26 protein-coding genes are annotated in these 25,683 nt (G+C 58.3%); 13 read left to right on the top strand and 13 right to left on the bottom strand.

The window, feature by feature from the left end; genetic code table 11:
* Positions 1 to 143 precede the first annotated feature (143 nt).
* A complete protein-coding gene (gene grxD / locus IEY47_RS07890) occupies positions 144 to 467 on the top strand; it encodes a Grx4 family monothiol glutaredoxin (RefSeq protein WP_188982659.1) in 324 nt (107 codons plus the stop codon).
* Between the two features lie 51 nt (positions 468 to 518).
* On the opposite strand, the gene purT is transcribed toward grxD, so the two are convergent.
* Both purT and IEY47_RS07880 read right to left on the bottom strand, forming a co-directional pair.
* Positions 519 to 1,700, bottom strand: coding sequence for a formate-dependent phosphoribosylglycinamide formyltransferase (purT, locus tag IEY47_RS07885; RefSeq protein ID WP_188982657.1), 1,182 nt, complete (start codon positions 1,698 to 1,700; stop codon positions 519 to 521).
* A gap of 112 nt (positions 1,701 to 1,812) precedes the next feature.
* On the bottom strand, positions 1,813 to 2,613 hold the full coding sequence (locus tag IEY47_RS07880) for a cytochrome C assembly family protein (protein WP_188982655.1): 801 nt from the start codon (positions 2,611 to 2,613) through the stop codon (positions 1,813 to 1,815).
* A gap of 198 nt (positions 2,614 to 2,811) precedes the next feature.
* On the opposite strand from IEY47_RS07880, the gene ffh reads away from it, so the two are divergent.
* The 10 genes from ffh to thrC all read left to right on the top strand — a co-directional run bounded on the left by ffh (position 2,812) and on the right by thrC (position 11,851).
* Positions 2,812 to 4,191: a signal recognition particle protein gene (gene ffh, locus IEY47_RS07875; RefSeq protein WP_188982650.1), complete on the top strand. Its 1,380-nt coding sequence runs from the start codon at positions 2,812 to 2,814 to the stop codon at positions 4,189 to 4,191.
* 181 nt (positions 4,192 to 4,372) lie between these two features.
* Complete coding sequence (gene rpsP, locus IEY47_RS07870; protein WP_188982648.1) at positions 4,373 to 4,624, top strand: 30S ribosomal protein S16; 252 nt, start codon at positions 4,373 to 4,375, stop codon at positions 4,622 to 4,624.
* An 11-nt stretch (positions 4,625 to 4,635) separates the two neighbouring features.
* Positions 4,636 to 5,163, top strand: coding sequence for a ribosome maturation factor RimM (rimM, locus tag IEY47_RS07865; RefSeq protein ID WP_188982946.1), 528 nt, complete (start codon positions 4,636 to 4,638; stop codon positions 5,161 to 5,163).
* Positions 5,163 to 5,906, top strand: coding sequence for a tRNA (guanosine(37)-N1)-methyltransferase TrmD (trmD, locus tag IEY47_RS07860; RefSeq protein ID WP_188982646.1), 744 nt, complete (start codon positions 5,163 to 5,165; stop codon positions 5,904 to 5,906). Before rimM ends, trmD begins: the two co-directional genes overlap by 1 nt.
* Before the next feature lie 43 nt (positions 5,907 to 5,949).
* Positions 5,950 to 6,300, top strand: coding sequence for a 50S ribosomal protein L19 (gene rplS, locus IEY47_RS07855; protein WP_188982645.1), 351 nt, complete (start codon positions 5,950 to 5,952; stop codon positions 6,298 to 6,300).
* Positions 6,301 to 6,524: 224 nt separating this feature from the next.
* Positions 6,525 to 7,421 carry a site-specific tyrosine recombinase XerD gene (xerD, locus tag IEY47_RS07850; protein ID WP_188982643.1) on the top strand — a complete coding sequence of 299 codons (897 nt, stop codon included), beginning with the start codon at positions 6,525 to 6,527 and terminating at the stop codon, positions 7,419 to 7,421.
* 68 nt (positions 7,422 to 7,489) lie between these two features.
* Positions 7,490 to 8,254: a DsbC family protein gene (locus tag IEY47_RS07845; RefSeq protein ID WP_188982641.1), complete on the top strand. Its 765-nt coding sequence runs from the start codon at positions 7,490 to 7,492 to the stop codon at positions 8,252 to 8,254.
* Between the two features lie 100 nt (positions 8,255 to 8,354).
* Positions 8,355 to 8,825, top strand: a complete 471-nt coding sequence (locus IEY47_RS07840; RefSeq protein ID WP_188982640.1) for a GFA family protein — start codon at positions 8,355 to 8,357, stop codon at positions 8,823 to 8,825.
* Positions 8,826 to 9,064: 239 nt separating this feature from the next.
* Positions 9,065 to 10,369 (top strand): homoserine dehydrogenase, encoded by a 1,305-nt coding sequence (locus IEY47_RS07835; RefSeq protein WP_188982639.1) that lies wholly within the window; start codon positions 9,065 to 9,067, stop codon positions 10,367 to 10,369.
* A gap of 63 nt (positions 10,370 to 10,432) precedes the next feature.
* Positions 10,433 to 11,851, top strand: coding sequence for a threonine synthase (thrC, locus tag IEY47_RS07830; RefSeq protein ID WP_188982637.1), 1,419 nt, complete (start codon positions 10,433 to 10,435; stop codon positions 11,849 to 11,851).
* A 323-nt stretch (positions 11,852 to 12,174) separates the two neighbouring features.
* On the opposite strand, the gene IEY47_RS07825 is transcribed toward thrC, so the two are convergent.
* The 11 genes from IEY47_RS07825 to IEY47_RS07775 all read right to left on the bottom strand — a co-directional run bounded on the left by IEY47_RS07825 (position 12,175) and on the right by IEY47_RS07775 (position 23,511).
* Complete coding sequence (locus IEY47_RS07825; protein WP_188982635.1) at positions 12,175 to 12,567, bottom strand: META domain-containing protein; 393 nt, start codon at positions 12,565 to 12,567, stop codon at positions 12,175 to 12,177.
* A 2-nt stretch (positions 12,568 to 12,569) separates the two neighbouring features.
* Positions 12,570 to 13,001, bottom strand: coding sequence for a hypothetical protein (locus tag IEY47_RS07820; protein ID WP_188982633.1), 432 nt, complete (start codon positions 12,999 to 13,001; stop codon positions 12,570 to 12,572).
* A 101-nt stretch (positions 13,002 to 13,102) separates the two neighbouring features.
* Positions 13,103 to 13,855 carry a TerC family protein gene (locus IEY47_RS07815; protein ID WP_188982631.1) on the bottom strand — a complete coding sequence of 251 codons (753 nt, stop codon included), beginning with the start codon at positions 13,853 to 13,855 and terminating at the stop codon, positions 13,103 to 13,105.
* A gap of 117 nt (positions 13,856 to 13,972) precedes the next feature.
* Positions 13,973 to 15,280 carry a CitMHS family transporter gene (locus tag IEY47_RS07810; protein ID WP_188982629.1) on the bottom strand — a complete coding sequence of 436 codons (1,308 nt, stop codon included), beginning with the start codon at positions 15,278 to 15,280 and terminating at the stop codon, positions 13,973 to 13,975.
* A gap of 283 nt (positions 15,281 to 15,563) precedes the next feature.
* On the bottom strand, positions 15,564 to 16,469 hold the full coding sequence (locus IEY47_RS07805) for an AEC family transporter (RefSeq protein ID WP_188982627.1): 906 nt from the start codon (positions 16,467 to 16,469) through the stop codon (positions 15,564 to 15,566).
* A 213-nt stretch (positions 16,470 to 16,682) separates the two neighbouring features.
* Positions 16,683 to 17,108, bottom strand: coding sequence for an OsmC family protein (locus IEY47_RS07800; RefSeq protein ID WP_188982626.1), 426 nt, complete (start codon positions 17,106 to 17,108; stop codon positions 16,683 to 16,685).
* Between the two features lie 85 nt (positions 17,109 to 17,193).
* Positions 17,194 to 19,137: a DUF7844 domain-containing protein gene (locus IEY47_RS07795; RefSeq protein ID WP_188982624.1), complete on the bottom strand. Its 1,944-nt coding sequence runs from the start codon at positions 19,135 to 19,137 to the stop codon at positions 17,194 to 17,196.
* A 14-nt stretch (positions 19,138 to 19,151) separates the two neighbouring features.
* Positions 19,152 to 19,472 (bottom strand): DUF2388 domain-containing protein, encoded by a 321-nt coding sequence (locus IEY47_RS07790; protein ID WP_188982622.1) that lies wholly within the window; start codon positions 19,470 to 19,472, stop codon positions 19,152 to 19,154.
* Positions 19,473 to 19,540: 68 nt separating this feature from the next.
* A complete protein-coding gene (locus IEY47_RS07785; RefSeq protein ID WP_188982621.1) occupies positions 19,541 to 19,858 on the bottom strand; it encodes a DUF2388 domain-containing protein in 318 nt (105 codons plus the stop codon).
* Positions 19,859 to 20,032: 174 nt separating this feature from the next.
* Complete coding sequence (locus tag IEY47_RS07780) at positions 20,033 to 20,239, bottom strand: DUF1127 domain-containing protein (protein WP_188982620.1); 207 nt, start codon at positions 20,237 to 20,239, stop codon at positions 20,033 to 20,035.
* A gap of 506 nt (positions 20,240 to 20,745) precedes the next feature.
* Entirely contained in the window at positions 20,746 to 23,511 is a 2,766-nt protein-coding gene (locus IEY47_RS07775) for a response regulator (RefSeq protein ID WP_188982619.1), read from the bottom strand.
* A 115-nt stretch (positions 23,512 to 23,626) separates the two neighbouring features.
* Between IEY47_RS07775 and IEY47_RS07770 the strand changes: the two genes are divergently transcribed.
* Positions 23,627 to 24,337, top strand: coding sequence for a response regulator transcription factor (locus tag IEY47_RS07770; protein WP_188982618.1), 711 nt, complete (start codon positions 23,627 to 23,629; stop codon positions 24,335 to 24,337).
* 1 nt (position 24,338) lies between these two features.
* Positions 24,339 to 25,679, top strand: coding sequence for a sensor histidine kinase (locus IEY47_RS07765; protein WP_188982617.1), 1,341 nt, complete (start codon positions 24,339 to 24,341; stop codon positions 25,677 to 25,679).
* Positions 25,680 to 25,683 lie beyond the last annotated feature (4 nt).

The following is a 25,683-nucleotide window of genomic DNA, read 5'->3' as shown; positions in this document are numbered from 1 at the left end:
CGCAATTCTCAGCGCTCTGAGCCGACGACGCATGCAGCTTGCACGGCGGGGTTCCAGATGCCCGAGCGGGAACGTCGGCTTTTACGTTACACTCCAACGGTCACGCCGGCCCGTCCGGGAAGTATCAGATTTGAGGTGCCTTCATGGAAATCATCGAAACCATCAAAGACCAGATCGCCAGCAACTCAGTCCTGCTCTATATGAAGGGCTCGCCGAATGCACCCCAATGTGGATTTTCTGCGCGCGCTTCGCAGGTGTTGATGGCTTGTGGCGAAAAGTTCGCCTACGTCGACATTCTTCAGCATCCGGAAATTCGGGCCAATCTGCCTAAATACGCCAACTGGCCGACGTTCCCCCAGTTGTGGGTTGGCGGCGAACTCGTTGGCGGTAGCGACATCGTTATCGAGATGTTTGAAAAGGGCGAACTTCAGCCGCTTATAAAGGAAGCGGTCGCCAAGACCGAATAAGCGCTTTTAAAAGGCCTTGCACTGCAAGGCCTTTTTTATAGAGCCGGAGCCCTAAAGCTCCACGTCCACAGATTTCGCTGCGCGTATCGCTTTGGCTTTCGCTGCCTCGACCGAGATATCGCGAGCGAGCGCCACGCCCATGCGGCGCTGCCCCGCAACCTCGGGTTTACCAAAAAGGCGCAGCGCGGTATCGGGTTCGCAAAGGGCCTCCGACAAATTGCCAAACGCGGTTTGGGTGGATTCGCCCTGAACCAAGATCACTGCCGAAGCCGAAGGTCCGTGTTGGCGTACGGTGGGGATGGGCAGTCCGAGAATGGCGCGGGCATGCAGCGCAAACTCGGAGAGATCCTGTGAAATCAGTGTGACCAGGCCTGTGTCGTGCGGGCGTGGCGATACCTCACTGAACCAGACTTGATCACCCTTAATGAACAGCTCAACGCCGAACAGTCCACGCCCGCCCAAGGCTTCGGTGACCGCCTTGGCGACACGTTCGGATTCGGCCAGGGCTTCTGGTGTCATGGCTTGAGGCTGCCACGACTCGTGATAGTCGCCTTTCACCTGGCGGTGTCCGATGGGTGCGCAAAAGGTCACCCCGCCGGCATGTCGCACGGTTAGCAGCGTGATTTCGTATTCGAAATCGATGAAGCCCTCGACGATCACGCGACCTTTACCTGCGCGACCGCCTTCTTGAGCATAATCCCACGCTTGCTGAACGTCATCTGAGCTTTTGAGCAGGCTTTGCCCCTTACCTGACGAGCTCATGATGGGCTTGACCACGCAAGGAAAGCCAAGCGCTTTCACTGCAGCCTGATAGTCATCGAACGTGTCAGCGAAGTGGTAGGGCGAGGTAGGCAGGCCCAGTTCTTCAGCGGCCAATCGGCGGATGCCTTCGCGGTTCATCGTCAGTTGGGCTGCGCGCGCAGTAGGGATCACGGTGTATCCCTCCTGCTCGAGTTCGACGAGCGTGGCGGTGGCGATCGCTTCGATCTCCGGCACGATGTAATGAGGCTTCTCTCGCTCGATCACTTCACGCAAGGCGGCGCCGTCGAGCATGTTGATGACGTGGCTGCGGTGCGCGACCTGCATTGCAGGAGCATTGGCGTAACGGTCCACGGCGATAACCTCGACACCGAAGCGCTGCAGCTCGATAGCGACTTCTTTACCAAGCTCGCCAGAGCCGCACAGCAGGACGCGGGTCGCGCTCGGCGACAAGGGGGTACCGATACGGGGCATGGGCAAATTCCTCGATTCGTTGTTTCATTATCGCCAAGCTGTGCGTGGCATAAGTGGTTTCCGACAGGCAGCGTTATGCTGCGGGGAAATGAAGGCGGGGGCGTTTTTCTGCTTAGATGTGAAGGATGAATTCACGCACGAGCTTGCTTCCGAAGTAGGCAAGCATCAGTAGGCAGAAACCTACCAGGGTCCAGCGCACGGCCTTGTGGCCCCGCCAGCCCATACGCATCCGACCGAGCAGTAGTCCGCCGAACACGATCCAGGCGAAGCAGGACAGGAACGTTTTGTGTACCAAGTGCTGGGCGAACATGTTTTCCAGGAAAATAGCGCCTGACGCCAATGACAGCGTCAAAAGGCCCCAGCCCGCCCATAGAAAGCTGAACAGCAGGCTTTCCATCGTTTGCAGAGGCGGGAAGCTACGGATGAGGCCCGACGGGTGTTTGTGTTTGAGCTGGTGATCCTGAACCAGCAGGAACAGCGCTTGAAATGCTGCAATCGTCAGCACCCCGTACGCGAGTATCGATAGCAGCACGTGCGCCATGAGTCCCGGCTCCTGCTGCACGGGATGCACGGTTCCTGAAGGAAGGAGCTGCGCAAGAAGTACGGTGAGGGCGCCGATCAAAAGAGGTGGCAGCAACAGGATCTCCACCGGCATGCGTAAAGATGCGAGCAGGGTGATGATAATGATCGCGTAGGCGATGAGGCTCGCGGCATTGAAGAATTCGAGATCGAGCCCGGCGGTCTCTCTCAGTTCCAGAAAGAGTGCCCCGCCGTGAAACAGGATGGCGATCAATACGATCAGTGCAAGGATCGGCTTATTCGGCTTCGTGCGCTGCAGTAAGCATTTGCCTTGATAGGCGGCGGCGCCTGCATAGAAAGCAGCGGCGATAAGGCTGGGGAAAAGAGGGTACATAGGGCGGTTGAATGCAGCTGACCAGAGGGGCGAGAGTGTGGCACATAACCGCCGGGCGCAAAAGAATCGGGCCAGGCTGACGTGCAGCGCGGTCGAGTGTCGCCGAAACCGCGGATGCGTGTGTCGGCGTCTGGCGCTCTTCGTTATACTTTCGGCCCGCTGTCCGCCGTTAAGCGCTTACGAATCCTGGGAACGTGTATGTTCGAAAATCTAACCGATCGCCTGTCTCATACCCTTCGCTCCGTCACGGGCAAGGCGAAACTGACCGAAGACAACGTCAAGGACACGCTACGCGAGGTCCGTATGGCGTTGCTCGAAGCGGACGTCGCGTTGCCGGTGGTCAAGGAGTTCGTCGGGCGCGTCAAGGATCGCGCGGTCGGTACCGAGGTATCCAAAAGCCTGACGCCGGGGCAGGCGTTCGTGAAGATCGTGCGCGCCGAGCTCGAATCGCTCATGGGTGCGGCCAACGAAGATCTGTCGCTCAGCGTGGCGCCTCCAGCGGTCGTCATGATGGCGGGCTTGCAAGGGGCCGGTAAGACGACAACGGTCGGCAAGCTGGCGCGCTTTCTGAAAGAGCGTAAGAAAAAGTCGGTGATGGTGGTGTCGGCTGACGTTTATCGTCCGGCAGCGATCAAGCAGCTCGAGACGTTGGCGGCTGAGGTGGGTGTCACGTTCTTCCCCTCCGATGCGAGCCAGAAGCCGGTCGATATCGCGAATGCCGCAATTCGGGAAGCGAAACTGAAATACATCGATGTCGTGTTGCTCGATACCGCAGGTCGCCTGCACGTCGATGCGGACATGATGGCCGAGATCCAGGCGCTGCACGGCGCAGTGAAGCCTGCGGAAACGTTGTTCGTCGTCGATGCGATGACGGGCCAGGACGCTGCAAATACCGCGAAGGCTTTCGGCGAGGCGCTGCCGCTCACGGGTGTGATCCTAACCAAAGTCGATGGCGACGCCCGCGGCGGTGCGGCGCTCTCTGTACGTCACATCACCGGCAAGCCGATCAAGTTCCTTGGTATGGGGGAGCGTAGCGATGCGCTCGAGCCGTTCCATCCGGATCGTGTGGCGTCTCGTATCCTCGGCATGGGCGATGTGCTCAGCCTCATCGAGCAGGCCGAGCAAACCCTTGATCGCGACAAGGCCGACAAGCTCACCAAGAAACTGAAGAAAGGAAAGGGCTTCGACCTCGAAGACTTCCGCGATCAGTTGCAGCAGATGAAGAACATGGGCGGGCTCGGTGGGTTGATGGACAAGCTGCCTGCGATTGGTGGCGTCAACCTGTCGAAGATGGGCGATGCCCAGGGCGTTGCAGAGAAGCAGTTCAAGCAGATGGAAGCGATCATCAACTCGATGACGCCCGCCGAGCGACGTGACCCTGACATCATCAGCGGCTCGCGTAAGCGTCGAATTGCAATGGGTTCCGGTACGCAGGTTCAGGACATTGGCCGGCTCATCAAGCAACACAAACAGATGCAGAAGATGATGAAGAAGGTCACCGCTAAAGGTGGCATGGCGAAGATGATGCGCGGTATGGGCAGCATGTTCCCCGGCGGCGGTGGGATGCCGAAGTTTTAAGTTCTGGCAGGCGTGTTTGGCTGCTTTGAAAGCGGTTATTCATCGCTTGCTGCGTCATCTCGCGGCTCGCTCGTCAAAAGCATTTGCATTCGCCGCATTTACCCTTAGAATATGCGGCCTTTCGGGCCTAGGCCCGGTGTGCAATCCGGTTTTAAGCACCGACTATAGGAACAATTTTCACATGGTAACCATCCGTCTTGCCCGTGGCGGCTCCAAGAAGCGCCCCTTCTACCACCTGACCGTGACCAACAGCCGCAATGCGCGCGATGGTCGTTTCGTCGAGCGTATCGGTTTCTTCAATCCGGTTGCTGCGGGTGCTGAAGTGAAGCTTTCTGTCGACCAGGAACGCGCCAACTACTGGCTGAGCCAGGGTGCGCAGCCGTCTGAGCGCGTTGCTCAGCTGCTGAAGGAAGCTGCCAAGGCAACTGCCTGAGCACTATGAGTGTGCCGCTGCCGGCCGATGACTTGATCGTTATCGGCAAAATCGTTTCGGTACACGGTGTGCGAGGTGAGGTAAAGGTTTATTCGTTTACCGATCCGTTGGACAACCTGTTGGATTACCGCCGCTGGACGCTTACTCGCGACAGTGAGATCAAGCAGGTGGAGCTGGTCAGAGGACGTTTGCAGAACAACGTGCTCGTCGCCAAGCTCCGAGGGCTGGATGATCGCGAGGTCGCGCGTACGTACGCCGGGTTCGAAATCAGAGTCCCTCGCAGCGAACTACCCGAATTGAATGATGGCGAGTTCTACTGGCATCAGTTGATCGGGCTTCGTGTGATTGACCAGGCCGGACAGTTCCTCGGTCGTCTGGATCATTTGCTCGAGACAGGTGCCAACGACGTTATCGTCGTCAAGCCAGTTGAGGGAAGTCTGGATGATAGGGAGCGTTTGTTGCCGTACACCGAGCAGTGTGTGCAGGCGATAGACCTGGCGTCTGGCGAAATGCGTGTGGATTGGGATGCGGATTTTTGATGAAGATCGAAGTCATCACGATCTTCCCGGAAATGTTTTCCGCCATACGTGAGCACGGCATAACCAGCCGTGCGATGAAGCAAGGGTTGGTCGAGCTGAATTGCCGCAACCCGCGCGACTATACCGAGGACCGGCACCAGACGGTCGATGATCGTCCCTTCGGGGGTGGCCCCGGTATGGTGATGAAGATTCAGCCGCTCGAGCGTGCGTTGGCAGATGCCAAGCAAGTGTTGGGCGGTGCGGTCAGAGTGATCTATCTCTCGCCTCAGGGGCGCCCGCTTGAACAGCGAGGTGTTCAGGAGCTTGCGAAGGTCGAGTCGCTCATCCTGATCGCAGGCCGTTACGAAGGTATTGACGAGCGTTTCATAGAGACGCATGTCGATGAAGAATGGTCGATTGGTGACTATGTCCTGTCCGGCGGTGAGCTGCCGGCCATGGTGCTGATCGATGCAGTTACGCGGTTACTGCCTGGCGCTTTGGGCCATGCGGGTTCCGCCGAGGAGGATTCGTTTACTGACGGCCTGCTCGATTGCCCCCATTACACGCGTCCTGAGGTGTATGAGGGCAAACGTGTTCCTGAAGTGCTGCTTAGCGGCAATCACGAGCACATCCGGCGTTGGCGATTGATGCAGTCCCTCGGTAGGACTGCCGAGCGTCGCGCCGATCTTCTGGATTGCCGCTCGCTTTCTGGAGAAGAGCAAGAGCTGCTGGCGGAATATCTTCGCCAGCGGGACGATAGTTAACGTATCGATGGCATATCCGTGTATGCCTGTGGAGCACTTCGCAATGACCAACAAGATTATCCAGCAGCTCGAAGCCGAGCAGATGAGCAAAGAGATTCCGGCCTTCGCCCCAGGCGACACCGTTATCGTTCAAGTGAAGGTGAAGGAAGGCGACCGTCAGCGTCTGCAGGCTTTCGAAGGCGTGGTCATTGGCAAGCGTAACCGCGGCCTGAACAGCGCGTTCACCGTGCGTAAGATCTCCAGCGGTGTTGGCGTCGAGCGTACGTTCCAGACCTACAGCCCTCTGGTTGATAGCGTTTCCGTCAAGCGTCGCGGTGACGTACGTAAGGCGAAGCTGTACTACCTCCGTGAACTGTCCGGTAAGGCAGCGCGCATCAAGGAAAAGCTGGTTTAAAAGACCGGCCGACCTTGCAAAAAAGCAGCCTACGGGCTGCTTTTTTTATGGTTGCTCGTTGGCGTTTCTGGCCTGCGTTGTTCCTCAATGATCGATAGCGCCTCATCTTGAGCTGCACAGCTGGAATGGCGGCGGGTTTAAATTAGACCTCTCGGTCTCGTTCTACTTCGAGCCATCGCCGAAGCGCAGATCATCCTGCGCGGTCTGGATTGGAATTCTCGTCTATGCATCCCGTTCACCATCCCCTGATCGATCGCTTTCTGGACGCACTTTGGCTGGAGCGTGGGCTTGCGGATAACACACGCATGGCTTACGCCTCGGACCTTGCTCATTTCAATGGCTGGCTTGTCTCGCGCCACTTGGAGTTGCCGAACGCAGGGCGGGATGCGGTGCTCGATTATCTGGCCTGGCGGGTCGAAAATGGCTACAAGGCGCGCTCTACCGCTCGCTTCATTTCGGGGTTGCGGGGGTTCTATCAGTTCCTGCTGAGGGAAAACATCGTCCTTCAAGACCCTACACTAGACGTCGATCTTCCGCGGCTGGGCAAGCCCCTACCGAAATCGCTGTCGGAATCCGATGTCGAGGCACTGCTCGCCGCGCCCGACATTGATACGCCGATCGGTATGCGTGACCGAGCGATGCTCGAAGTACTGTACGCGTGCGGCCTGCGGGTTAGCGAGCTCGTGGCATTGACCATTGAGCAGGTGAACCTGCGGCAGGGGCTAGTGCGGGTGTTCGGCAAGGGCAGCAAAGAGCGACTCGTTCCGCTCGGGCTTGAGGCCATGGACTGGATCGATCGCTATTGCCGTGACGCGAGGCCGATTTTGCTCAACGGCCAGCCGAGTGATGTGTTGTTTCCCAGCTTGCGGGGCGAACAGATGACGCGCCAGACGTTCTGGCATCGGATCAAGGTCCAGGCGCAGGTGGCCGGTATTGGCAAGGCGCTTTCCCCTCACACGCTCCGCCATGCGTTTGCGACCCATCTGCTCAATCATGGAGCGGATCTACGAGTCGTGCAGATGCTGCTGGGTCATAGCGATCTATCGACGACGCAAATCTATACCCACATTGCGCGCGCGCGCTTGCAAGAACTACATGCTCAGCACCATCCGCGAGGTTGATGGCGGTCGCAGGGCATAGCACACCTTTATGCTACGCTGCCGCGCATAAATTGCCTTCTGGAGCCACCATGCGTTCGATCCTTCCTGCTGTAGTCGCCGGCCTGATGTTCACAAGCGGTGCAGCTCTGGGCGCCGATCCCGATCAGACGATTCGCCAAACGTTGCAGGCGCTGCAGCCAAATATGCCGATCGAAGCCGTTGCCGAAAGCCCACTGTCCGGCATCTATCAGGTGCAACTGAAGGGAGGGCGGCAGATCTATGCGAGCGCTGACGGACAGTACCTTTTGCAGGGGTACCTGTTTCAGGTCAAGGATGGGCAGGCCGTCAATCTGACTGAGCAAGCCGAGCAGCGCGCGGTTGCGCAACAGATCAACGCCATTCCGCCATCCGAGATGGTCGTATTTCCGGCGAAGAATACCAAGGCGCACATCACGGTATTCACGGATACCGATTGTGGTTACTGCCAAAAGCTCCACAGCGAAATGGCCGAGCTGAACAAGCAAGGTATCGAGGTGCGCTATCTGGCGTTCCCGCGACAAGGCGTCGGTTCGCAGGGGTATGACACCTTGGTCGATGTCTGGTGCGCGGATGACCGCCAGGCCGCAATGAACGCGGCCAAGGCCCGAAAGTCCGTGGCCAGTGCCAGCTGCACTAACCCCGTCGCGAAGCAGTTCGAACTCGGGCAAATGGTGGGTGTGCAGGGTACACCGTCCGTCGTGCTCGAAGACGGCCGCATGATTCCTGGGTATCAGCCGGCTGCACAGCTCGCCAAGGCCGCGATTGCGGCATCGAAGGCGGCGGCGTCCCAAGCGCCGGCAGGGGCTGGTAGCTGACGCTCGCCGTGCTTGTCATCCAGAATGCTAAACCCCGCTAGTGATACTTGGTCCCACGTTGAACAGGGTGATGTCCCACCCGTTCGACCTGGAGGCTTGTATGAAACTGGAAGGCTCATGTCATTGTGGATCAGTCCGCTTCACGCTGGAGTCGGGCCAATACTATCCGTTCATGCGTTGCTACTGCTCGATCTGCCGTAAGACGGCGGGAGGTGGTGGCTACGCCATCAACCTTGGTGGTGACAACGCATCGCTTCATGTGCAGGGGCGTGAACATCTCACCGTGTACCGCGCCAAGATGCCGGACGGTGAAGTCAGTACGGGCGAGCGCCATTTCTGTAAGCACTGCGGTAGCGCGCTTTGGCTGTATGACCCTAGCTATCCAGACCTTGTCCATCCCCATGCGTCGGCTATCGACACGGAGCTCCCGACTCCGCCGGAGCACACGCATCTGCTACTGAATTCCAAAGCCTCTTGGGTAGAGGTGCAGCGCGGCTCGAAAGACAAATACTTTGATGAGTATCCTGACGAATCCTTGGCTCAGTGGCATGAACGTGTGGTGGGGCACTAGAAATCGTCAGCTTGGCTATTGGCGCGCAGAAGAATGCGATCTGAAAAGTAGCGCCGACAGCTCTTGGCGGCTTATGAGCGCCGCTAAGTCCTCCCGGGCTTTATCAGCGTCTGCTATTGCACTATCAGACGCGCCTAATGACGCTGTCGTATTTGACTAAAGCCCCCGTGCTTCGTAATGTGCGGCTCTTTCTGCGTCCGCCATATGGGCGTGCAGTGCGGTAGCGATGGGAGTCGAACGTGAAACCGGTCAAAGTGGGAATCTGTGGGTTGGGTACCGTCGGAGGCGGTACCTTCAATGTGCTCAAACGCAACGCTGAGGAAATTGCCCGCCGTGCCGGGCGTGGTATTGAAGTTGCGCAGATTGCTGCTCGTCGCCCGAATCCGAAGTGCGACACGGGCGCCACTCCGGTAACAAACGATATTTTCGACATCGCGGCCAACCCCGAAATTGATATCGTCATCGAGTTGATCGGCGGCTACACGCTGGCTCGAGACCTTGTGCTGAAGGCGATCGACAACGGCAAGCACGTGGTTACCGCTAATAAGGCGCTGATTGCCGTGCACGGGAATGAAATCTTTGCCAAGGCCCAGGAAAAGGGCGTCATCGTCGCTTTCGAGGCGGCGGTAGCGGGCGGCATTCCGATCATCAAAGCCATTCGTGAGGGGCTGGCAGGTAACCAGATCAACTGGCTCGCTGGCATCATCAATGGGACAGGCAACTTCATCTTGAGTGAAATGCGTGAAAAGGGCCGCGCCTTTGACGACGTGCTCAAGGAAGCGCAGGCGCTTGGTTATGCGGAAGCTGATCCAACGTTCGATGTCGAAGGCATCGACGCCGCACACAAGCTGACGATCTTGGCCTCTATCGCATTCGGCATCCCGTTGCAGTTCGACAAGGCCTACACCGAAGGCATCACTGCACTCACCACGGCAGATGTTGGCTATGCGGAAGCGCTGGGATATCGGATCAAACACCTCGGTATCGCGCGGCAGACTGCCGAAGGGATCGAATTGCGCGTGCATCCCACGCTCATTCCGGCTGACCGTCTTATCGCTAACGTCAACGGTGTGATGAACGCCGTTATGGTCAACGGAGATGCGGTCGGTTCGACGCTTTACTACGGCGCCGGCGCAGGTATGGAGCCGACCGCTTCGGCGGTGGTCGCCGATGTCGTCGACGTCGTCCGTGCACTCACCACCGATCCGGGCAATCGCGTGCCTCATCTGGCGTTCCAGGCAGACGCTTTGTCGGATCATCCGATCATGCCCATCGCCAAATGCGAAAGTGCTTACTACCTGCGTATCCAGGCGAAGGATCACCCTGGCGTGTTGGCTCAAGTCGCCAGCATCCTGTCCGATCGCGGAATCAACATCGAATCGATCATGCAGAAGGAAGCCGAAGAGCACGACGGGCTTGTGCCGCTCATTCTGCTAACCCATCGTGTCGTCGAGACCAGTATCAACGATGCCATCAAGGCGCTGGAGGCGTTGGAAGGCGTCGCAGGGCCGGTGGTTAGAATCCGCGTCGAACAGCTCAATTAACTTGTGGCCCGGACGGCGTCGATAAAACGGCGCCTCTAAGACCTACCGAAGGCATCGAATCCAATGCGCTATATCAGTACCCGCGGCCAGGCCCCGGCCCTCAATTTCGAAGATGTTCTGCTGACCGGCCTTGCCAGCGATGGCGGGCTCTACGTCCCGGAAAATTTGCCCCGTTTCACCCAGGAGGAAATTGCCTCTTGGGCGGGCTTGCCGTATCACGAGCTGGCTTTTCGGGTCATGCGGCCATTTGTGGAAGGCAGCATCGCCGACGCTGACTTCAAACAGATTCTTGCAGATACCTATGGCGTGTTCGCGCACGCTTCGATTGCGCCATTGCGTCAACTGAAGGGAAACGAGTGGGTCATGGAGTTGTTCCATGGACCGACATTGGCCTTCAAGGACTTCGCGTTGCAGCTACTGGGGCGGTTGTTGGACCACCTGCTGGCCAAGCGAGGCGAGCGCGTTGTCATCATGGGCGCAACCTCCGGCGATACGGGCTCGGCCGCCATTGAAGGCTGCAAGAGCTGCGACAACGTCGATATCTTCATCATGCATCCGCACAAGCGCGTGTCCGAGGTGCAGCGCCGCCAGATGACGACCATCCTGGGCGACAACATTCATAACATCGCGATCGAAGGCAACTTCGATGACTGCCAGGAAATGGTCAAGGCGAGCTTCGCCGACCAGAGCTTCCTGAAAGGCACTCGCCTGGTGGCAGTCAACTCCATCAACTGGGCCCGGATCATGGCCCAGATCGTCTACTACTTCCACGCAGCGCTGCAGCTTGGCGGCCCTGCGCGTTCGGTGGCGTTTTCGGTGCCGACCGGAAACTTCGGCGACATCTTTGCCGGCTACCTCGCGCGCAATATGGGGCTGCCTGTCAGTCAGCTCATCGTCGCGACCAATCGCAACGACATCCTGCATCGGTTCATGAGCGGTAACCGCTATGACAAGGAAACGTTGCACCCGACGCTTTCTCCCTCAATGGATATCATGGTCTCGTCCAATTTCGAACGCCTGCTGTTCGATCTGCATGGTCGCAACGGGATGGCGATCGCAGACTTGATGGATACCTTCAAGTCAGGTGGTGGTTTCAGCGTCGAAGAGGATCGCTGGATCGAAGCGCGCAAGTTGTTCGATTCTCTTGCTGTCGATGACGAACAGACCTGCAAGACTATCGCCGACGTTTTCTATGAGACGGGCGAAGTGCTCGATCCACACACCGCCATCGGTGTACACGCCGCGCGTGAATGTCGTCGCAGCCTGGCAACGCCAATGGTCACTCTCGGGACGGCGCATCCGGTCAAATTCCCGGACGCGGTCGAAAAGGCCGGCGTAGGTCGCGAATTGGCCTTGCCAGAACATCTGGCTGATCTCTTCGAGCGCGAAGAGCGCTGCACAGTGCTAGCGAACGATCTGGCGACCGTTCAGGCATTCGTTGCCGAGCATGGCAATCGCGGGAAGCCTATCCAGGCTATTTGAAAGTCCGAAGCCTCGTTTACTTAAATGAGGCTTTTCTTTGTGGGAGCGGGCCCTGCCCGCGAATCGCAGGCATGGCCTGCTCCCACGTTTTAAACGCCCGATAACCGAAGCCACTCTGTAGGGGCAGCGAGCCCGGCTCGCTCCTACAGGGGACTGGCTGGTTTTGCCAGGATTTCAGCTTCTGTAGGAGCGGGCCGGGCGGCGAACCGCTTGCCCGCGAAGGTCATTTTTGTCGCGAAAAATGAAGCGGGTCATCCCATTGAATTCGCGGGCGAGCCCGCTCCTACACCGTCATACCGATCGTGCCCGAATCTAACCGATGATCAACGCTTCTCCCGCACCAGCATAACGGGCTCGCCTAAGCTTGATGAAAGCTTGATCTTGCCGTCCTTGACGGACCATCTTGCGTTTCGTGCGAGCCGGTCAAGAAACGCACGCTCCTGTTGCATGACACTCTCGTCGCACAGGCGCCGCGTACTGGCGAGCTGGTTGAATCTCAGCGCTTTTTCTTCGAGGGTGTAATTGCCAAAGAAGTGATTGCAGCCCGCGTTCCCATACACCCGGTTGTCGCTGTCCAGCGTCAAGGAAAGGTGGGTGCCTGAGATCAAAGGCTGGCCAGTGATGCTTTCCACTTGATAGCCATGCTGCCGTTCGAGAACAGGGCTCGAACAGCCTGTGAGTGCTAGTGCAAGTAACAGTAGGGAATGCTTTTTCATCTTTACCCCGCAGCGCATTCGGGGCAGATGTGCTTGCCGTTTTGAGTGGTCCATTTCAGCTCGCGTAGACGATCCTCGGCCGCCTTTTCGCGGGCGCCGGTGCCCAGGGCGGCATCGACTGCGAATTCGAAATCGACCTGCTTGCCGCAATCGTCGCAATTGAGCTGCCATTGATGGATGGCGAGCTCTTTGAACGCCGGCCCATTGGCCACCGCCACCCATTGCCCCGGTGGATTGATCAGGTGACGCACTTTTTCGACGTTGAGCCGCATGAACAATTCGCGGCTTCCACGCAGGGTCACCAGCAATGTGTCGCCGGCCTTGATCGAGCCGCCGATACCCGTGACCTGGTAGCGCCCAGGTACTAGCGCGCGGCACTCGTTTAACGTGTGTTGGGGGGAAAGCAGGGTGTAGCGAAAATCGTGTTCGGCCATAGATCCTCCAGCGTGGGCGAATGCTATCACCCCACGCCTAGGTGCACTTTCCGGCAGCAATAAAAAACGGGACCTTTCGATCCCGTTTCTTGTTGCGAAGGTTATTCGCCCGGTGTGCTTTTGCGCAGTTTGACCGGGTCTTCCTCGCGGCCCTTGCTACGCATCCGGATGTTCAAGGCTTCGACCGCTAGCGAGAACGCCATGGCGAAGTAGACGTAGCCTTTCGGCACATGGACATCGAACGCTTCGGCGATGAGCACCGTGCCCACGACGATCAAGAAGGAGAGGGCAAGGATCTTCAGTGATGGGTGGCGATCGATGAATGCGCTAATGGTGCCTGCGCACAGCATCATCACGATTACGGCAACCACGATGGCAGCAACCATGACCGGCACGTGGTCGACCATGCCGACAGCGGTAATGACCGAGTCCAGCGAGAAGACGATATCAATGATCGCAATCTGAATGATGGTTGCGATGAAGTTCTTCGCAGCACCACCCGCTTGGCCTTGCTCGTCTTCACCTTCCATCCCGTGGTAGATCTCGGTACTGCTCTTCCACAGCAGGAAGAGGCCACCGAAGAACAGGATCAGGTCGCGACCTGAGATGCCCTGGCCGAAGACGTGAAAGAGATCAGTCGTGAGTCGCATGATCCAGCTGATGGACAGCAGCAGGGCGATACGCGTCACCATGGCTAATGCCAAGCCGAAGAAGCGGGTACGCGCCTGCATGTGAGGCGGCATGCGACTGACGAGAATGGCGATCATGATGATGTTGTCGATGCCCAGGACGATTTCCAAGGCAGTCAATGTCAGAAAGGCAACCCATATTTCCGGGCTGGTCAACCATTCCATTTCGAATCCTTAAGTGGCGCTTTAAGCGGCTCGGGGAGCCGGGGTCGCGATTGTATATCCAAACAAATGAAAAATTATCGCAACCTCCCCATTGTCCGGAAGGTTGCGACAACCGGCTTATTGGCCTGACAGTGGGAAGGCACCGATCAACAAGGCCGAAGCCATGATGATAAGGCAGATAGCGCTCGCCCATTTCAAGGCGAATTTCTGCAGATCGCCAATTTCGATCTTGGCCAACCCCACGAGCAAGTAGGTGGACGGTACCAGCGGGCTCAGCAGGTGCACGGGCTGTCCCACAATAGAAGCGCGGGCCATTTGTACGGGCTCGATGCCGTAGTGGCTCGCGGCTTCTGATAGCACCGGCAGGATGCCGAAATAGAAGGCGTCGTTGGACATAAAGAACGTGAACGGCAGACTGACCAGTGCCGTGATAACGGAAAGGTAAGGTCCCATCGAATCCGGAATGATGCTCAGCAGGCTCTTGGACATGGCCTCCACCATGCCGGTGCCCGAGAGAATTCCGGTAAAGATGCCTGCGGCGAAGATAAGGCCAACAACGGCCAGTACGTTACCTGCGTGCGCCGCAATGCGTTCTTTCTGCTGTTCGAGGCAAGGATAGTTGATGATCATCGCGATGCTGAACGCGATCATGAACAGCACTGGTAGCGGAAGGACGCCTGCGATCAACGTCACCATCAGCGCGGCGGTTAGCGCGGCGTTCACCCAGAGCAGGCGTGGGCGGCGCGCTTCGGGTGTTTGCGAAACACTGATTTCGGACGTCTCTTCGGTGTGTTCATCCGGGAGCTTCAAGACGCCGAGGCGGCTACGCTCGCGAATGCCATACATCCAGGCAATGGTGAACAACAGCACGGCGCCGATGGCCATTGCCGGGATCATGGGAACGAACACGTCGAACGGATCCACACCCAGCGCGCTTGCTGCGCGTGCGGTCGGGCCGCCCCAGGGCGTCATGTTCATGATGCCGCCTGCCATGATGATCAAGCCGGCCATGATCACCGGTTTCATTCCTATGCGGCTGTAGAGCGGTAGCAACGCAGCGACGCAGATCATGTAGGTGGTCGCGCCGTCACCATCGAGTGAAACGATGAGCGCGAGCGCGGCGGTACCGACGGCGACTTTAACCGGATCGCCTTTGACCATGCGCAAGATCATCCGTACAGGCGGATCGAACAGGCCTGCATCGATCATCAGGGAAAAATACAGAATGGCGAACATCAGCATCACACCGGTAGGTGCGAGCTTGGTGATGCCTTCCAGCATCATCGGACCGATACCGGCAGCAAAGCCGCCAATTAGTGCGAACAGGATTGGGATGATGATGAGGGCGATAAGGGCTGATAGGCGTTTGGTCATGATCAAGAACATGAACGTCATGACCATGGCGAAGCCGAGGAACGTCAACATAGGAATTCTCCGAACAAAATGCGGCCGGTAGGGCTGGGATCAGCGAAAGGCGGTCTTGGTCGGATAGGGCGGGGCGAGCGGATGAGCGCTAAAGCGAAGCATGACTGTCTACCTGTTTTGTTTTTGTCGAGTCCGGATCGGCAGGCTTTCGGCTGCTCGATCAGGCTGTACTTGAAAGCACGGCTGGACTCGATGCTAGGCAGGCAAGCTTTCTCGCACCTTTCATGAAACGTTTAGGCTGCAGTTGGCAGAACGCATGGTTTGCGCGAGGCGTTGAAGGCGGTCACGCCAACAGCGACATGACCAATAGCAAGGAGGCCGCGGCGAGCAGCGTTTGCAGCGTAATGATCCCCGCCATCAGCTGGCCGTCGCCGCCGAGTTGACGCGTCAATACATAGGACGTTGGCGCAGTGGGTAAGGCGAAGAACAAGACGAGAACACCGGTTTCTATAGGTGGTAGCTGGAATGAAACTGCCACCACGTACCCCATCGCGGGCATCAGTAACAGGCGTGCCAGGCTGTTCCATGTCATTGCACCCACTTCGTGCCCGAGTTGGTCCGGTTTAAGCGCTGCGCCGACGCACAGGAGGCCCAGGGGCAAACTGGCCGCGGCCAGCATGCTCATCAACGTGTGCGTTCCGCCGGGGAGGCCTAGGCCGGTCACGTTCACCAGGGCGCCTGCGGCACACGCGACGATCAGCGGATTCTTCAGCATGGACAGGGCGAGTGAACGAGGGCTGACACCTTTTTCGCTGCTTAATGCCCAGACAGAAAGGATGTTCACGGTGGGCACCATTAGCGCAAGCATCAAGGCGGCGATGGTCAGCCCTTCCTTCCCATAGAGGCTGCCGGTTGCCGCAAGGCCCAGATAGGTATTGAAGCGCAAGATGCCTTGGGTGATGGCACCGAACCGTGCCGCGGGCCAGCTTGCGAATCGGCGCGCGACCAGTAGCGCTATCCAGCCAATGACGAGGCCAGTCAGGGCAGCGCCTGCCAGTCGGCCAAGCGAAGGGTTGTTCAGCGGCGCAGTCGCCAGGCTGCTGAACAGGAGTGCGGGAAAAAGGATGAAGTAATTGAGGCGTTCAGCGCCGGGCCAGAATGCTTCACTTGGAAATGTCCGCACGCGTAACACGTAGCCGGCCACGATCAAGGCAAACAAAGGCCATAGGGCCAGTAATAATTCCACCACGAACGCTCCGCATTTATTGTTTGCGGCTATCTTGAACAGGCCTTAAGCGAGCCGCAAGCCGGCAGATTACGTCAAGGGTGCGGATGGGTAGATAGAGGCGCCGAGAGATGACGAGGGGCGGGCAGTATCGCGATGGGATGGACGTAAAAGCGGTCTTGAAATGGGGAGAGAGCGGACGGTCCGTTTGCCGGCAGAGGCAAACGGACCTACGGCTCAGCTTTCCAGCGTCGCGTTCAATGTAATCTTGGCGTTCAGCACTTTGGATACCGGGCAGCCCACTTTCGCCTGATTGGCGAGATCTTGGAACTGCGCATCGTTCGTGCCAGGGATTTTGGCATTGAGCGTAAGCTCAATAGCCGTGATGGCAAAGCCGTCACCTTCTTTGTCCAGCGTCACCACGGCTTTGGTTTCGATACGGTCAGCGGTCAGGCCTGCACCACCGAGAATGTTCGAGAGCGCCATCGAAAAGCAGCCCGCGTGAGCGGCGCCGATCAGCTCTTCAGGATTCGTGCCCGGCTGATCCTCGAAGCGGGTATTAAAACCGTATGGATTCTCCTTGAGGGCGCCGCTCTGGGTGCTGATCGTTCCCTTGCCTTCTTTGAGCGTGCCTTGCCATACGGCGGATGCTGTCTTCTTCATGGAGTCCTCCAATTGAGAGAAATGCCGAGTGATTCGGCTTTCAAGCGCCTTAGTTCAGAGGCGTTCTCCCATCGAGGAGTTCCGGTCAGGGCAGCGAGAGACCACCGTTGGCTTTGTGCAGCGCACGCAGGTGATTGCCGATGTGCTCTACGTTAGCCTGTGCGGCATCGAGCTCCGCACGCCGTTCCGGTAGGAGCAGCCGACGCAGCTCGCCATCGAGCTCGGTGTTGAGTCTAACGAGTTGCTGTTGACGTTCGCCGGTAATGCTTTCCAGTCGTTGCCACTCGCGTGCTTGGGGCAATCCGTAGCCTTCGTCCAATAGTTCGGCGGGCCGGCTGAGAAAGCCGCTGTTCGCAAGAATCCCCTCGAGCACTTTACCGGCCTTGGCCAGTTCGTCATTTTGCGCTTTGCTCAGGTACCGCTGTTTCAATTCATCCTGGGCGAGCAACAATTGGCGCCGCATCGATGCTTGTTCAAGCAGGAGCATCGCGGCACTCGCCCTAAGGTCGGATTTCTCGATCCATGGCGCGCGCGATTCGGCTGTTTGTCCGAGCCACTCTTCGACGGTTTTTTGCGGTACCGGTAGCCGTTCCTTCAGCACTTCGAACATCGACTGATAGCGATCGCGATAGGAGTCGAAACGATAGCCAAGCCGTAACGCTTCCTTGGTGTTCTTCAGAGGCCCGTCATCGGCAATTCCGCGGGCGATCAGCAGCTCGAGCAGGCCGTTGGGCATGATGCTGTCCAGGGCGCCCAGATCATCGCGGGCGAGACCTCCACGCAGCAGTTTCAAGGTCTCCACTGCGCAGTTGTTCGAGAGGAAGTAGTAGTCGCCGTCGTAGCCCCAGTGAATCTCGGCGGAGCGTTCCACCAGTGCGGCGATTTCTTGCCGGTCCAGGCGCAATGGCACTGACGCGAGACTACGCATTTCCACTTTGGTGTACTCGTCGATGACCTGTGCCAGAGGCAGAAAAAAGAGACGGGACGGGTAATTGCCGGTCAGGCCGTCCCAGCTCGAGATCTGGACGTCATTCACAAACGCGCGATACGAAAGCACGAGGTGTTGATCGAGATCGAGACGGCAATCCGGACCGCGTGGCCGATCCGGTGCGCAGATCACCAGGCGCAGCATGCTATGGCCCCAGCGACTGGCCCAGGCTGTATTGGATTCCGCGAATAGGTAATCGATCTCGTAGACGCGTTCTGGATCAATCCTACCCAGGGGCGCTTTGCCGAAATCCCGGCCCGCATTGAGGAAGGCATAACCCGAAGGGCACGTATCGCGCTTGGTCGGCTGCCAGCCAAAATGGTTGGCAAGAAAGCGATGGAGCGAAGGCCGGCGGCACGCGTAGCTCGGGTCGAGCAGAAAATATTCCATGTTGACGGCAAGGTATTCCCGCGGGTTCGCCAACTCATAGACGTCAGGGCTGCGAACGTCCTGGCCATTTCGATGTTCACGCTCACCACGGGTACCCACTTGCTGTTGCCAGCCCGCAAGGTCCAGAAAGCGCGGATCGTCACTGAGCGTGAAGCGGCGTGAGGTTTGACCTCGACATGCCTCCGGCAGTCCGATAGGGCCGCTGGTGCTTTGCTGGCGCCGACACTGCTGTTCGCGCCGACGCTCATCAGGCGTCCATAGCCGCGAACGATCGTACAGGTGAGTCAGTTCGTGAAGTACGGTAGCCAACAACTCTTGGCGCACGGTGCCGTGAGGGCGGTCAGTGGCGGTCGTCGCCGCACCGCCATCCGCCAGTGACGGCAGCAAGCGCGCATTGAGCGCGAGTGCATCCAGCCGCGTGATCTGTCCGTATGCGTCTTCTGGAAGATTGGCCGTCCACTCGATGGTAACGGCGCGATCCAGGCGTTCGATGAACGCGGGAGGTAACGCTGCGGCTGCTTCGTCGAGAAGCGCTTGCGAAGCGGCACGCTGCGCCGACGTCAAGCCGTCCGTGCTTAGTTCCAGACGCAGGCCGGCCAGCGATTGGCTACAAAAGAGCGCGGCCGCTAGCCAAAGAAATAAACGTTGCAAAGGACGGCTTCTTATCAGATTGCCAGGATCGCTTCCGCGAGCGTCTGATCGTCAACTTCATTGGCATCAGGCAGCTTTGCCCGTAGCGCGACGAAAGCGGCTTCAAGGCGGGCCCCGCGAATATTGCCTTGCGAGGCAACGAAGCTCGCTGCGTCATCCCGCGCTTCCACGACCACCTTCATGTCGCGTATGGATGTCGTCGTATCGGAAGTGAAGTTGATACTACGATCCAGCGCGCGAACGATGATATTGCTGGTCGCTACCAGCGTTTGCGCGTGGGCAGAAAGGGGAAGCGCGGCAACGATCAGGGCTGCAGCGTACAGCGAAGGGCGCATAGGGGAGGTACTCCTGAACAGGAAGCGACCCAGGCATAGGTCGCACCGGTTTCACGTTCGGTCAAAGATCACAGGGTAAGAATGGCTTGAGCGAGTTGCAGGTCGTTAGCGTGAAGCGAAGGCTGCAGCGCGCGGATGTGCGCCATGGCTGATTCCAGTCTCACACCACGAACTTCTCCGTTGGAGGCAACGAAGCTTGCGGCATCTTCTCGTGCTGCCAATACGCGCTTGTCATCGCGAAACGAGGAGCTCACATCCGTAGTCGCCTGAAGCGATTCACCGAGGCCGTGAACGAGTGTGTCGGTCGTTGCGATGAAGCTGCTGGCGAACGCGAAGGGGGTGGTGGTCAGTAACGCTGCGGCAGCGAATGCGCGGAGGGTTTTCATATCCGATGTCCTATCCAGAAAACAGATGCGCCTTACGGCAACCATCGGACGGATTTTGCCATGAAACGTTCACACGGAAAGGGCGATCGATCGCACGTTGCCCAGATAGCAAAAGCCCCGCTTTGCATTGCGGGGCTTGCTACAGCACATCACCTGAATTGCCGGTGATCGAACTCATCGCCAGAATGGCTTGCGAAGTTCAGCATTGCGCTGGGCTTCAGTGATTCCAGCGTCTGCAAGGAGGCGGGCATCGAGGCGCGCGAGCTGATGGCGGCTGATGACGCGACGCTGCCATACGGAAAGAGTGGAGAGGATACCTTGAGCTTTAGGCGACGCTTCAAGGCTGCCGGCGAAGAACGAAGTATCAACGGTGCGTTGCATGGTGCTTTCCTTCCGCTGCTGCGGAGCAAGTGGTCTTTGGCTGAGGTAATGATCCGCCTTTGTTACCTTTGCGCGTAGCCACAGCTGGGAAGAATTGTAGCGTTTTGCTTAAGTGTTACCGGTGACTGTACTGTTACCGATTGAAGCAACTGTATTGTTAGTGATCTTATATGGTGCATGAACGGGCGCTCAGAAGAGGTTTCGGCCCATTTATGTTGCACGTTACCAATACAGTTTCGACGTAGTAACAAGGTACAGTACTGATCAGATCCCGTTTTGCAGAAGATATTTCTGTGTAGACGGATTCAGACGAGAAAATAACCTGAAAAGCCGATACACGCCGCATCGATGTAATGAAGAGGACCAGCTGCACCAGAAAATTGTGTGTTGGAAGAAGACTATTCCCGCAACCTATCAGGTCATTCGTACCGAGGTCCGCCCGTGAGGACGGCTCGCTACGAACATCAACATCTACGTTCAACGGCATCGACTGTAGAGCTGATCGATCAGCTATAGGGAGGCGTACTTAGCTGTCTAGCTTCCGTTGCCAGGGTGTAGATAGCGGCGTCCAGCTTGTCCAACGCTTGCTCCGCGCCAGGGTCATTTTGTTTCAGCAGCGTCTCGCATTGCTGGCAGGCGTGACGCAGTTGAGGCGTTCCGCAATAGCGCGTTGCACCGTGCAAGCGGTGCACGCGCTCTATCAGGGCTTCCCGATCCTGCTTATCCCGAGCCTGGCGTATGGCCTGCCGGTCTGTATCGAGCGAGGCGAGCAACATGTCAAGCATATCGGCGGCAAGATCGGCTTTTCCGGCAGCTAAACGCAGGCCTTCTTCGGGATCCAGAACAAGTATCTCGCTGCGTTCTGGTGACGCGAGCTCAATAGTGCGCTTGTCGAGGGACTGCAAAGACAGGCCTGTCCATTTCAAAACGACTTGCCCGAGTTGCCGCTCGTTGATCGGCTTCGTCAGGTAATCGTCCATCCCCCCCTGAAGCAACTGTCGACGTTCGTTAGCCAGCGCATGCGCCGTGAGCGCGACGATAGGTGTTGCACGAGTCCCGTTCAGCGCCTCCCGTCGGCGGATTTCATCGGTGGTCTGGCGTCCATCCATTCCCGGCATCTGTACATCCATGAACACGAGGTCGTATTCCTCGTCCTCCATGGCTTCGAGCGCCGCTAGACCACTTTCGACCGCCTTTACCTGCGCGCCCATGTCGCCCAACAAAGTATGTACGAGCAATAGGTTGGCGGGGTTGTCATCGACACACAGTATGCGGGGTGCGCGACCCTGGGTTACTTGTCGGGAGCGGTAGGTGACATCTGTGGACAACAGGGCAGAGAGCCCCTTTTGCAACTTCATCGTGCAGGCGGGTTTAGCCTGAAGTTGCAATCCTGCATCCGGCACGCAGCCGTGGAAGAGCGACTGCTCGGTGGTCGGGCAGAGGAGCATGGTCCGGCAGCCCATGTGCTCCAACATCTCGACGTGGCCGCGCGATTGTTCCGGATTCAGTGATGGCGTGCTTACGCATAAGAGCGCCAGATCCGGTGCTCGCCCGCCGTTACGGAGTTGCTTCGCCATGTCGGCAAGTGCGTCGATCGAGTCGAACCCCTGCACGTGGAGGCCGAACTCTTCCAACTGATGCTGAATAGCCTGGCGGGCCAATTCATGTGGTTCGAACAAGAGGATACGGCGGTCGTTGAGCGCGGACCGCACGACCTCGTCGCCGTGCTCCTGGGCTTTCGGCAGGGTGAGGCTGATCCAGAATTCCGAGCCCTCGTCAGGACTGCTCTCTACACCGATTTCGCCCCCCATCTGCTCGATCAGGCGTTTGGAGATGACCAGGCCCAGTCCAGTGCCACCAGCCTGACGCGACATGGAGTTGTCAGCCTGGCTGAAGGCTTGGAAGAGGGCGTGCAAGTCATCCTCGGAAAGGCCGATACCTGTGTCCTGGACACTGATGCGAAGCTGGGCGTGATCTTCGGCATCTTCTTCAACCATGGCGCGCACGACGATGGACCCGTCGTAGGTAAACTTGATTGCATTGTTGACGAGGTTGGTAAGGACCTGCTTCAGGCGCAATGGATCGCCGATGAGGTGGAGCGGGGTATCGCGGTAAACGAGGCTAACCAGTTCCAGCTGTTTCGCGTGGGCCGAGGGCGCCAGGATGGTCAGCACATCTTCCAACAGGTCGCGCAAATTGAAGGGGATGTGCTCGAGCATCAGCTTGCCCGCCTCGATTTTCGAGAAGTCGAGGATCTCGTTGATGATGCTGAGAAGGCTATCTGCCGACTTCTCGATCGTATTGAGGTAATCCTGCTGACGCGAGGTCAGCTCGCTCTTCTGTAGCAGATTGGTGAAGCCGAGGATGCCGTTCAATGGCGTGCGAATCTCGTGGCTCATGTTAGCCAGGAATTCCGACTTGATGCGGCTGGCCTCGAGGGCCTCCTTGCGGGCCAGATCGAGTTCGATATTTTGGATCTCGATCGTTTCCAGGGTTTGGCGCAGGTCTTCGGTCGCTTGGTCTACATTGTGCTGCAGTTCTTCCTGCGCGTTTTGAAGCGCTTCCGCCATGCGGTTGATGCCCGCCGCGAGTTCATCCAGTTCGTGGCTCCCGAGAGGGGGCAGCCTGGTCTCGAGACGTCCCTCCTTAAGTTGCGCGACGCCTTGCTTGATACGCCACAGCGGCTCATTGATCGCACGGCTCATGCGCAAGGCCGTCAAAGCGGTGACGATGAGGCCCGTAACGATCAGCAGCAGACTCGCGCACAGGCTGCGGTAACCACGAATCAACGTGCCGTGGTGCGAGACCTCCAGCTCTACCCAGCCAATCAACTCGTCGCTGTCCGCAGGCGCGGCGTCATCAGCCAGCATGCGGTGGCTTTGTAAAACAGGGAGCAGGAAGCGGCTGGCATCACTGCCGCTCAATAACGACAGGTGCAGGCCGTCGCTGGCGGGCGCTTCCGTCATCATGCTTGGGCCGGCATGGGCCAGGCGTTTGCGTTCCGGCTGCAGAAAACTCACGGCGCGGACGTCCGGTTGCTCGAGCGCGGTACTCGCTATGCGCTGCAGTAACGCCGCGTCGCCTTTTTGCAGTGCGGGTGCTGCGAGTGGTGCGAGTTGCTCGGCGATCATCTGGCCGCGTTGCAGCAGCTGACGCTGCATATCCGACAGCTGCATCCAGATGAAATACCCACCCAGCACTAAGGCCAGCATGCTGGTTGGCAGCAGGGTAAGCATCAACACCCGACCCTTTATGCCGAGATCCTTGAACATCTAATGGACTCCACGCGTTTTGGGCAGTGTAACGGCTTGTGTGGAGCTAAGCTGCAATGGTTTTCGAAGTTCGCTGTGCGAGCGTAGAATCATTCTCATTTTTTGCGAGTGCATCATGCTTTCAGCGAACCGCTCTAGTGCGCGCATCCTGGCGATTGAGGATGACCCTGTCCTGGCCGCTCACCTTGTCGAACATCTGTCCGAGCGGGGGTTCCAGGTCGCCCTTGGCAAGAACGGTGAGCAGGGTTTGGCGCTGGCAAATGCGGGTGCATACGACCTCATTCTCATGGACATCTTGATGCCCGGCGCAAGCGGGCTCGAGGTATTGGCTTCGCTACGGGAAGCGAAGGGGACGCCCGTCATCCTCATGTCGGCGCTCGGTGCTGAGCAGGATCGCATCGCCGGATTCAGTCAGGGGGCGGACGACTACTTACCGAAGCCGTTCAGCATGAGCGAACTCGACGTTCGCATCGAAGCCGTTCTACGACGCGTGGCTTACGAGCGGGGTGAGAACGAGCGCCAGCCCCATGATCCTGACCTCAACTTCGATGACAGCCGGAGCGACGTACGCTACGCGGGCGCCTGGGCAAAGTTGACGCCAACCGAGTTTCGTTTGTTGGAGCTGTTCTCTCGTCATGCGGAAGAAGTCCTGAGCAAGGCGTTCCTTTACCAGCAGGTCCTGCATCGCGGGTATGCGCAACATGACCGCAGTTTGGACATGCATGTCAGCAACATTCGCCGCAAGCTGCAAAAGCTCGGCTATGGCGGACGTCGTTTGGAGTCGGTTTGGGGCCGAGGATACGTATTGACTCGTCCGGAAAGCTGACATGCTCAATCGTCACTCGCTGTTCTGGAAATTGGTGGGTGTGCTTGCGCTGTTCTGCCTATTGGTCGTCAGCTTTAACGTCGATATCGAACGGCGGCTGAACGAGGCGACGTCGCGCTTGCCGCGCTCTGTACAGGATGTTCTGCACAGTTACGCCGATGAGGCCGATGCGATCCTACGGCTACAGGGACCTGACGCGTTGGCCCAGTATCTGCGCGAGCTTCGCTCCCGGGAGGGCGTCTGGGCGGCCGTGGTGGACGCAGAGCAACGCTCGTTGTCATCCGAGCCATTAACGGAAGAAGAGTGGGAGCGGCTGAGTTTTGTCCGTCCGCTCGACGGTTTGATGGGGCGTCCGGGCTCCCAGCCGACGTTCTTCGTTCCCTTCGACAGCGGCAAGTCGCGGCTGGTGATGGAATTGCCCGACCGGCTCAACCCGCGCGCGAATCTTGCGCTCTGGAAAACGTCGCTGACGCGCGTCTTGCCGACAGGCCTCGCAGTCGTACTTGGCATTCTGCTGTACCGACTGTTCATCGCGCCGCTAGTTGCCCTGCGACGTCAGGCCAACGCCCTAAGCGAAAACGACCTCACGGCGAGAGCCGGCGCGCGGATGACGCGCCGCAAGGACGAATTGGGTGAGCTGGCGCGCGCCTTCGACCATATGGCCGATCGGCTCGAAGCAACGGTTAGTTACCAACGCCGGCTGCTCCGAGACCTTTCCCACGAGTTGAGAACGCCATTGAGTCGGCTGCGTGCGGCGAGCGAGCGCGCAGAGGACGGCGATGCGTTGCGCGTCCGCCTCGACCGTGAGGTCGAAATCATGCAGCGCCTGGTGGAAAACTCGTTGGAGCTGGCGTGGATGGATTCCGAGCGCCCTCGTCTGGAAGTCGAGCCCATCCGAATCTCGCAGCTATGGGAAATGCTGGCTGAAGACGCAGCGTTCGAAACCGGCATTGTGCGTAGCCGCTTGAAGTGCGAGGTCGACGATGACTGCATCGTCTCCGCCAACCTGTCGAGCCTAGCTCAGGCATTGGAAAATCTGCTCCGAAATGCAATACGCCATTCGCCCGAAGAGGGATGTATCGCGCTGCGCGGTGTTCGGAAGGCCGAAGCTTGGCACCTGATGTTGGTCGATCAGGGCCCTGGAGTGGATGAAGAACGTCTCGAATTCATGTTCGAGCCCTTCGCCCGCCTGGACAGTGCCCGCCCCGGCGATGGTGGTTTCGGTCTGGGACTGAGCATTGCTCGGCGTGCGATCGAGCTACAAGGCGGGCAGCTATGGGCGACGAATAGGGAGCCTGGGGGGCTGGCCATGCACATCCAGTTACCCGCAGCTGGCCGATGAATTA

This window comes from Pseudomonas matsuisoli (genome assembly GCF_014647635.1).
GTDB classification, from domain to species: domain Bacteria; phylum Pseudomonadota; class Gammaproteobacteria; order Pseudomonadales; family Pseudomonadaceae; genus Pseudomonas_P; species Pseudomonas_P matsuisoli.
The sequence above is the reverse complement of the archived record's forward strand: the minus strand, read 5'-3'. Positions and strand labels throughout refer to the sequence as shown.

What these genes read in the sequence shown, in the direction of transcription:
- IEY47_RS07780 (WP_188982620.1), bottom strand. Translation starts at nt 20,239, where the DNA reads ATGCAACGCACCGTTGATACTTCGTTCTTCGCCGGCAGCCTTGAAGCG.
- IEY47_RS07810 (WP_188982629.1), bottom strand. Translation starts at nt 15,280, where the DNA reads ATGTTGACGTTCCTCGGCTTCGCCATGGTCATGACGTTCATGTTCTTG.
- xerD (WP_188982643.1), top strand. Translation starts at nt 6,525, where the DNA reads ATGCATCCCGTTCACCATCCCCTGATCGATCGCTTTCTGGACGCACTT.
- rpsP (WP_188982648.1), top strand. Translation starts at nt 4,373, where the DNA reads ATGGTAACCATCCGTCTTGCCCGTGGCGGCTCCAAGAAGCGCCCCTTC.
- IEY47_RS07785 (WP_188982621.1), bottom strand. Translation starts at nt 19,858, where the DNA reads ATGAAAACCCTCCGCGCATTCGCTGCCGCAGCGTTACTGACCACCACC.
- IEY47_RS07775 (WP_188982619.1), bottom strand. Translation starts at nt 23,511, where the DNA reads ATGTTCAAGGATCTCGGCATAAAGGGTCGGGTGTTGATGCTTACCCTG.
- grxD (WP_188982659.1), top strand. Translation starts at nt 144, where the DNA reads ATGGAAATCATCGAAACCATCAAAGACCAGATCGCCAGCAACTCAGTC.
- IEY47_RS07845 (WP_188982641.1), top strand. Translation starts at nt 7,490, where the DNA reads ATGCGTTCGATCCTTCCTGCTGTAGTCGCCGGCCTGATGTTCACAAGC.
- IEY47_RS07815 (WP_188982631.1), bottom strand. Translation starts at nt 13,855, where the DNA reads ATGGAATGGTTGACCAGCCCGGAAATATGGGTTGCCTTTCTGACATTG.
- IEY47_RS07770 (WP_188982618.1), top strand. Translation starts at nt 23,627, where the DNA reads ATGCTTTCAGCGAACCGCTCTAGTGCGCGCATCCTGGCGATTGAGGAT.
- IEY47_RS07765 (WP_188982617.1), top strand. Translation starts at nt 24,339, where the DNA reads ATGCTCAATCGTCACTCGCTGTTCTGGAAATTGGTGGGTGTGCTTGCG.
- IEY47_RS07790 (WP_188982622.1), bottom strand. Translation starts at nt 19,472, where the DNA reads ATGCGCCCTTCGCTGTACGCTGCAGCCCTGATCGTTGCCGCGCTTCCC.
- ffh (WP_188982650.1), top strand. Translation starts at nt 2,812, where the DNA reads ATGTTCGAAAATCTAACCGATCGCCTGTCTCATACCCTTCGCTCCGTC.
- purT (WP_188982657.1), bottom strand. Translation starts at nt 1,700, where the DNA reads ATGCCCCGTATCGGTACCCCCTTGTCGCCGAGCGCGACCCGCGTCCTG.
- rplS (WP_188982645.1), top strand. Translation starts at nt 5,950, where the DNA reads ATGACCAACAAGATTATCCAGCAGCTCGAAGCCGAGCAGATGAGCAAA.
- IEY47_RS07825 (WP_188982635.1), bottom strand. Translation starts at nt 12,567, where the DNA reads ATGAAAAAGCATTCCCTACTGTTACTTGCACTAGCACTCACAGGCTGT.
- IEY47_RS07840 (WP_188982640.1), top strand. Translation starts at nt 8,355, where the DNA reads ATGAAACTGGAAGGCTCATGTCATTGTGGATCAGTCCGCTTCACGCTG.
- trmD (WP_188982646.1), top strand. Translation starts at nt 5,163, where the DNA reads ATGAAGATCGAAGTCATCACGATCTTCCCGGAAATGTTTTCCGCCATA.
- thrC (WP_188982637.1), top strand. Translation starts at nt 10,433, where the DNA reads ATGCGCTATATCAGTACCCGCGGCCAGGCCCCGGCCCTCAATTTCGAA.
- IEY47_RS07800 (WP_188982626.1), bottom strand. Translation starts at nt 17,108, where the DNA reads ATGAAGAAGACAGCATCCGCCGTATGGCAAGGCACGCTCAAAGAAGGC.
- IEY47_RS07820 (WP_188982633.1), bottom strand. Translation starts at nt 13,001, where the DNA reads ATGGCCGAACACGATTTTCGCTACACCCTGCTTTCCCCCCAACACACG.
- IEY47_RS07880 (WP_188982655.1), bottom strand. Translation starts at nt 2,613, where the DNA reads ATGTACCCTCTTTTCCCCAGCCTTATCGCCGCTGCTTTCTATGCAGGC.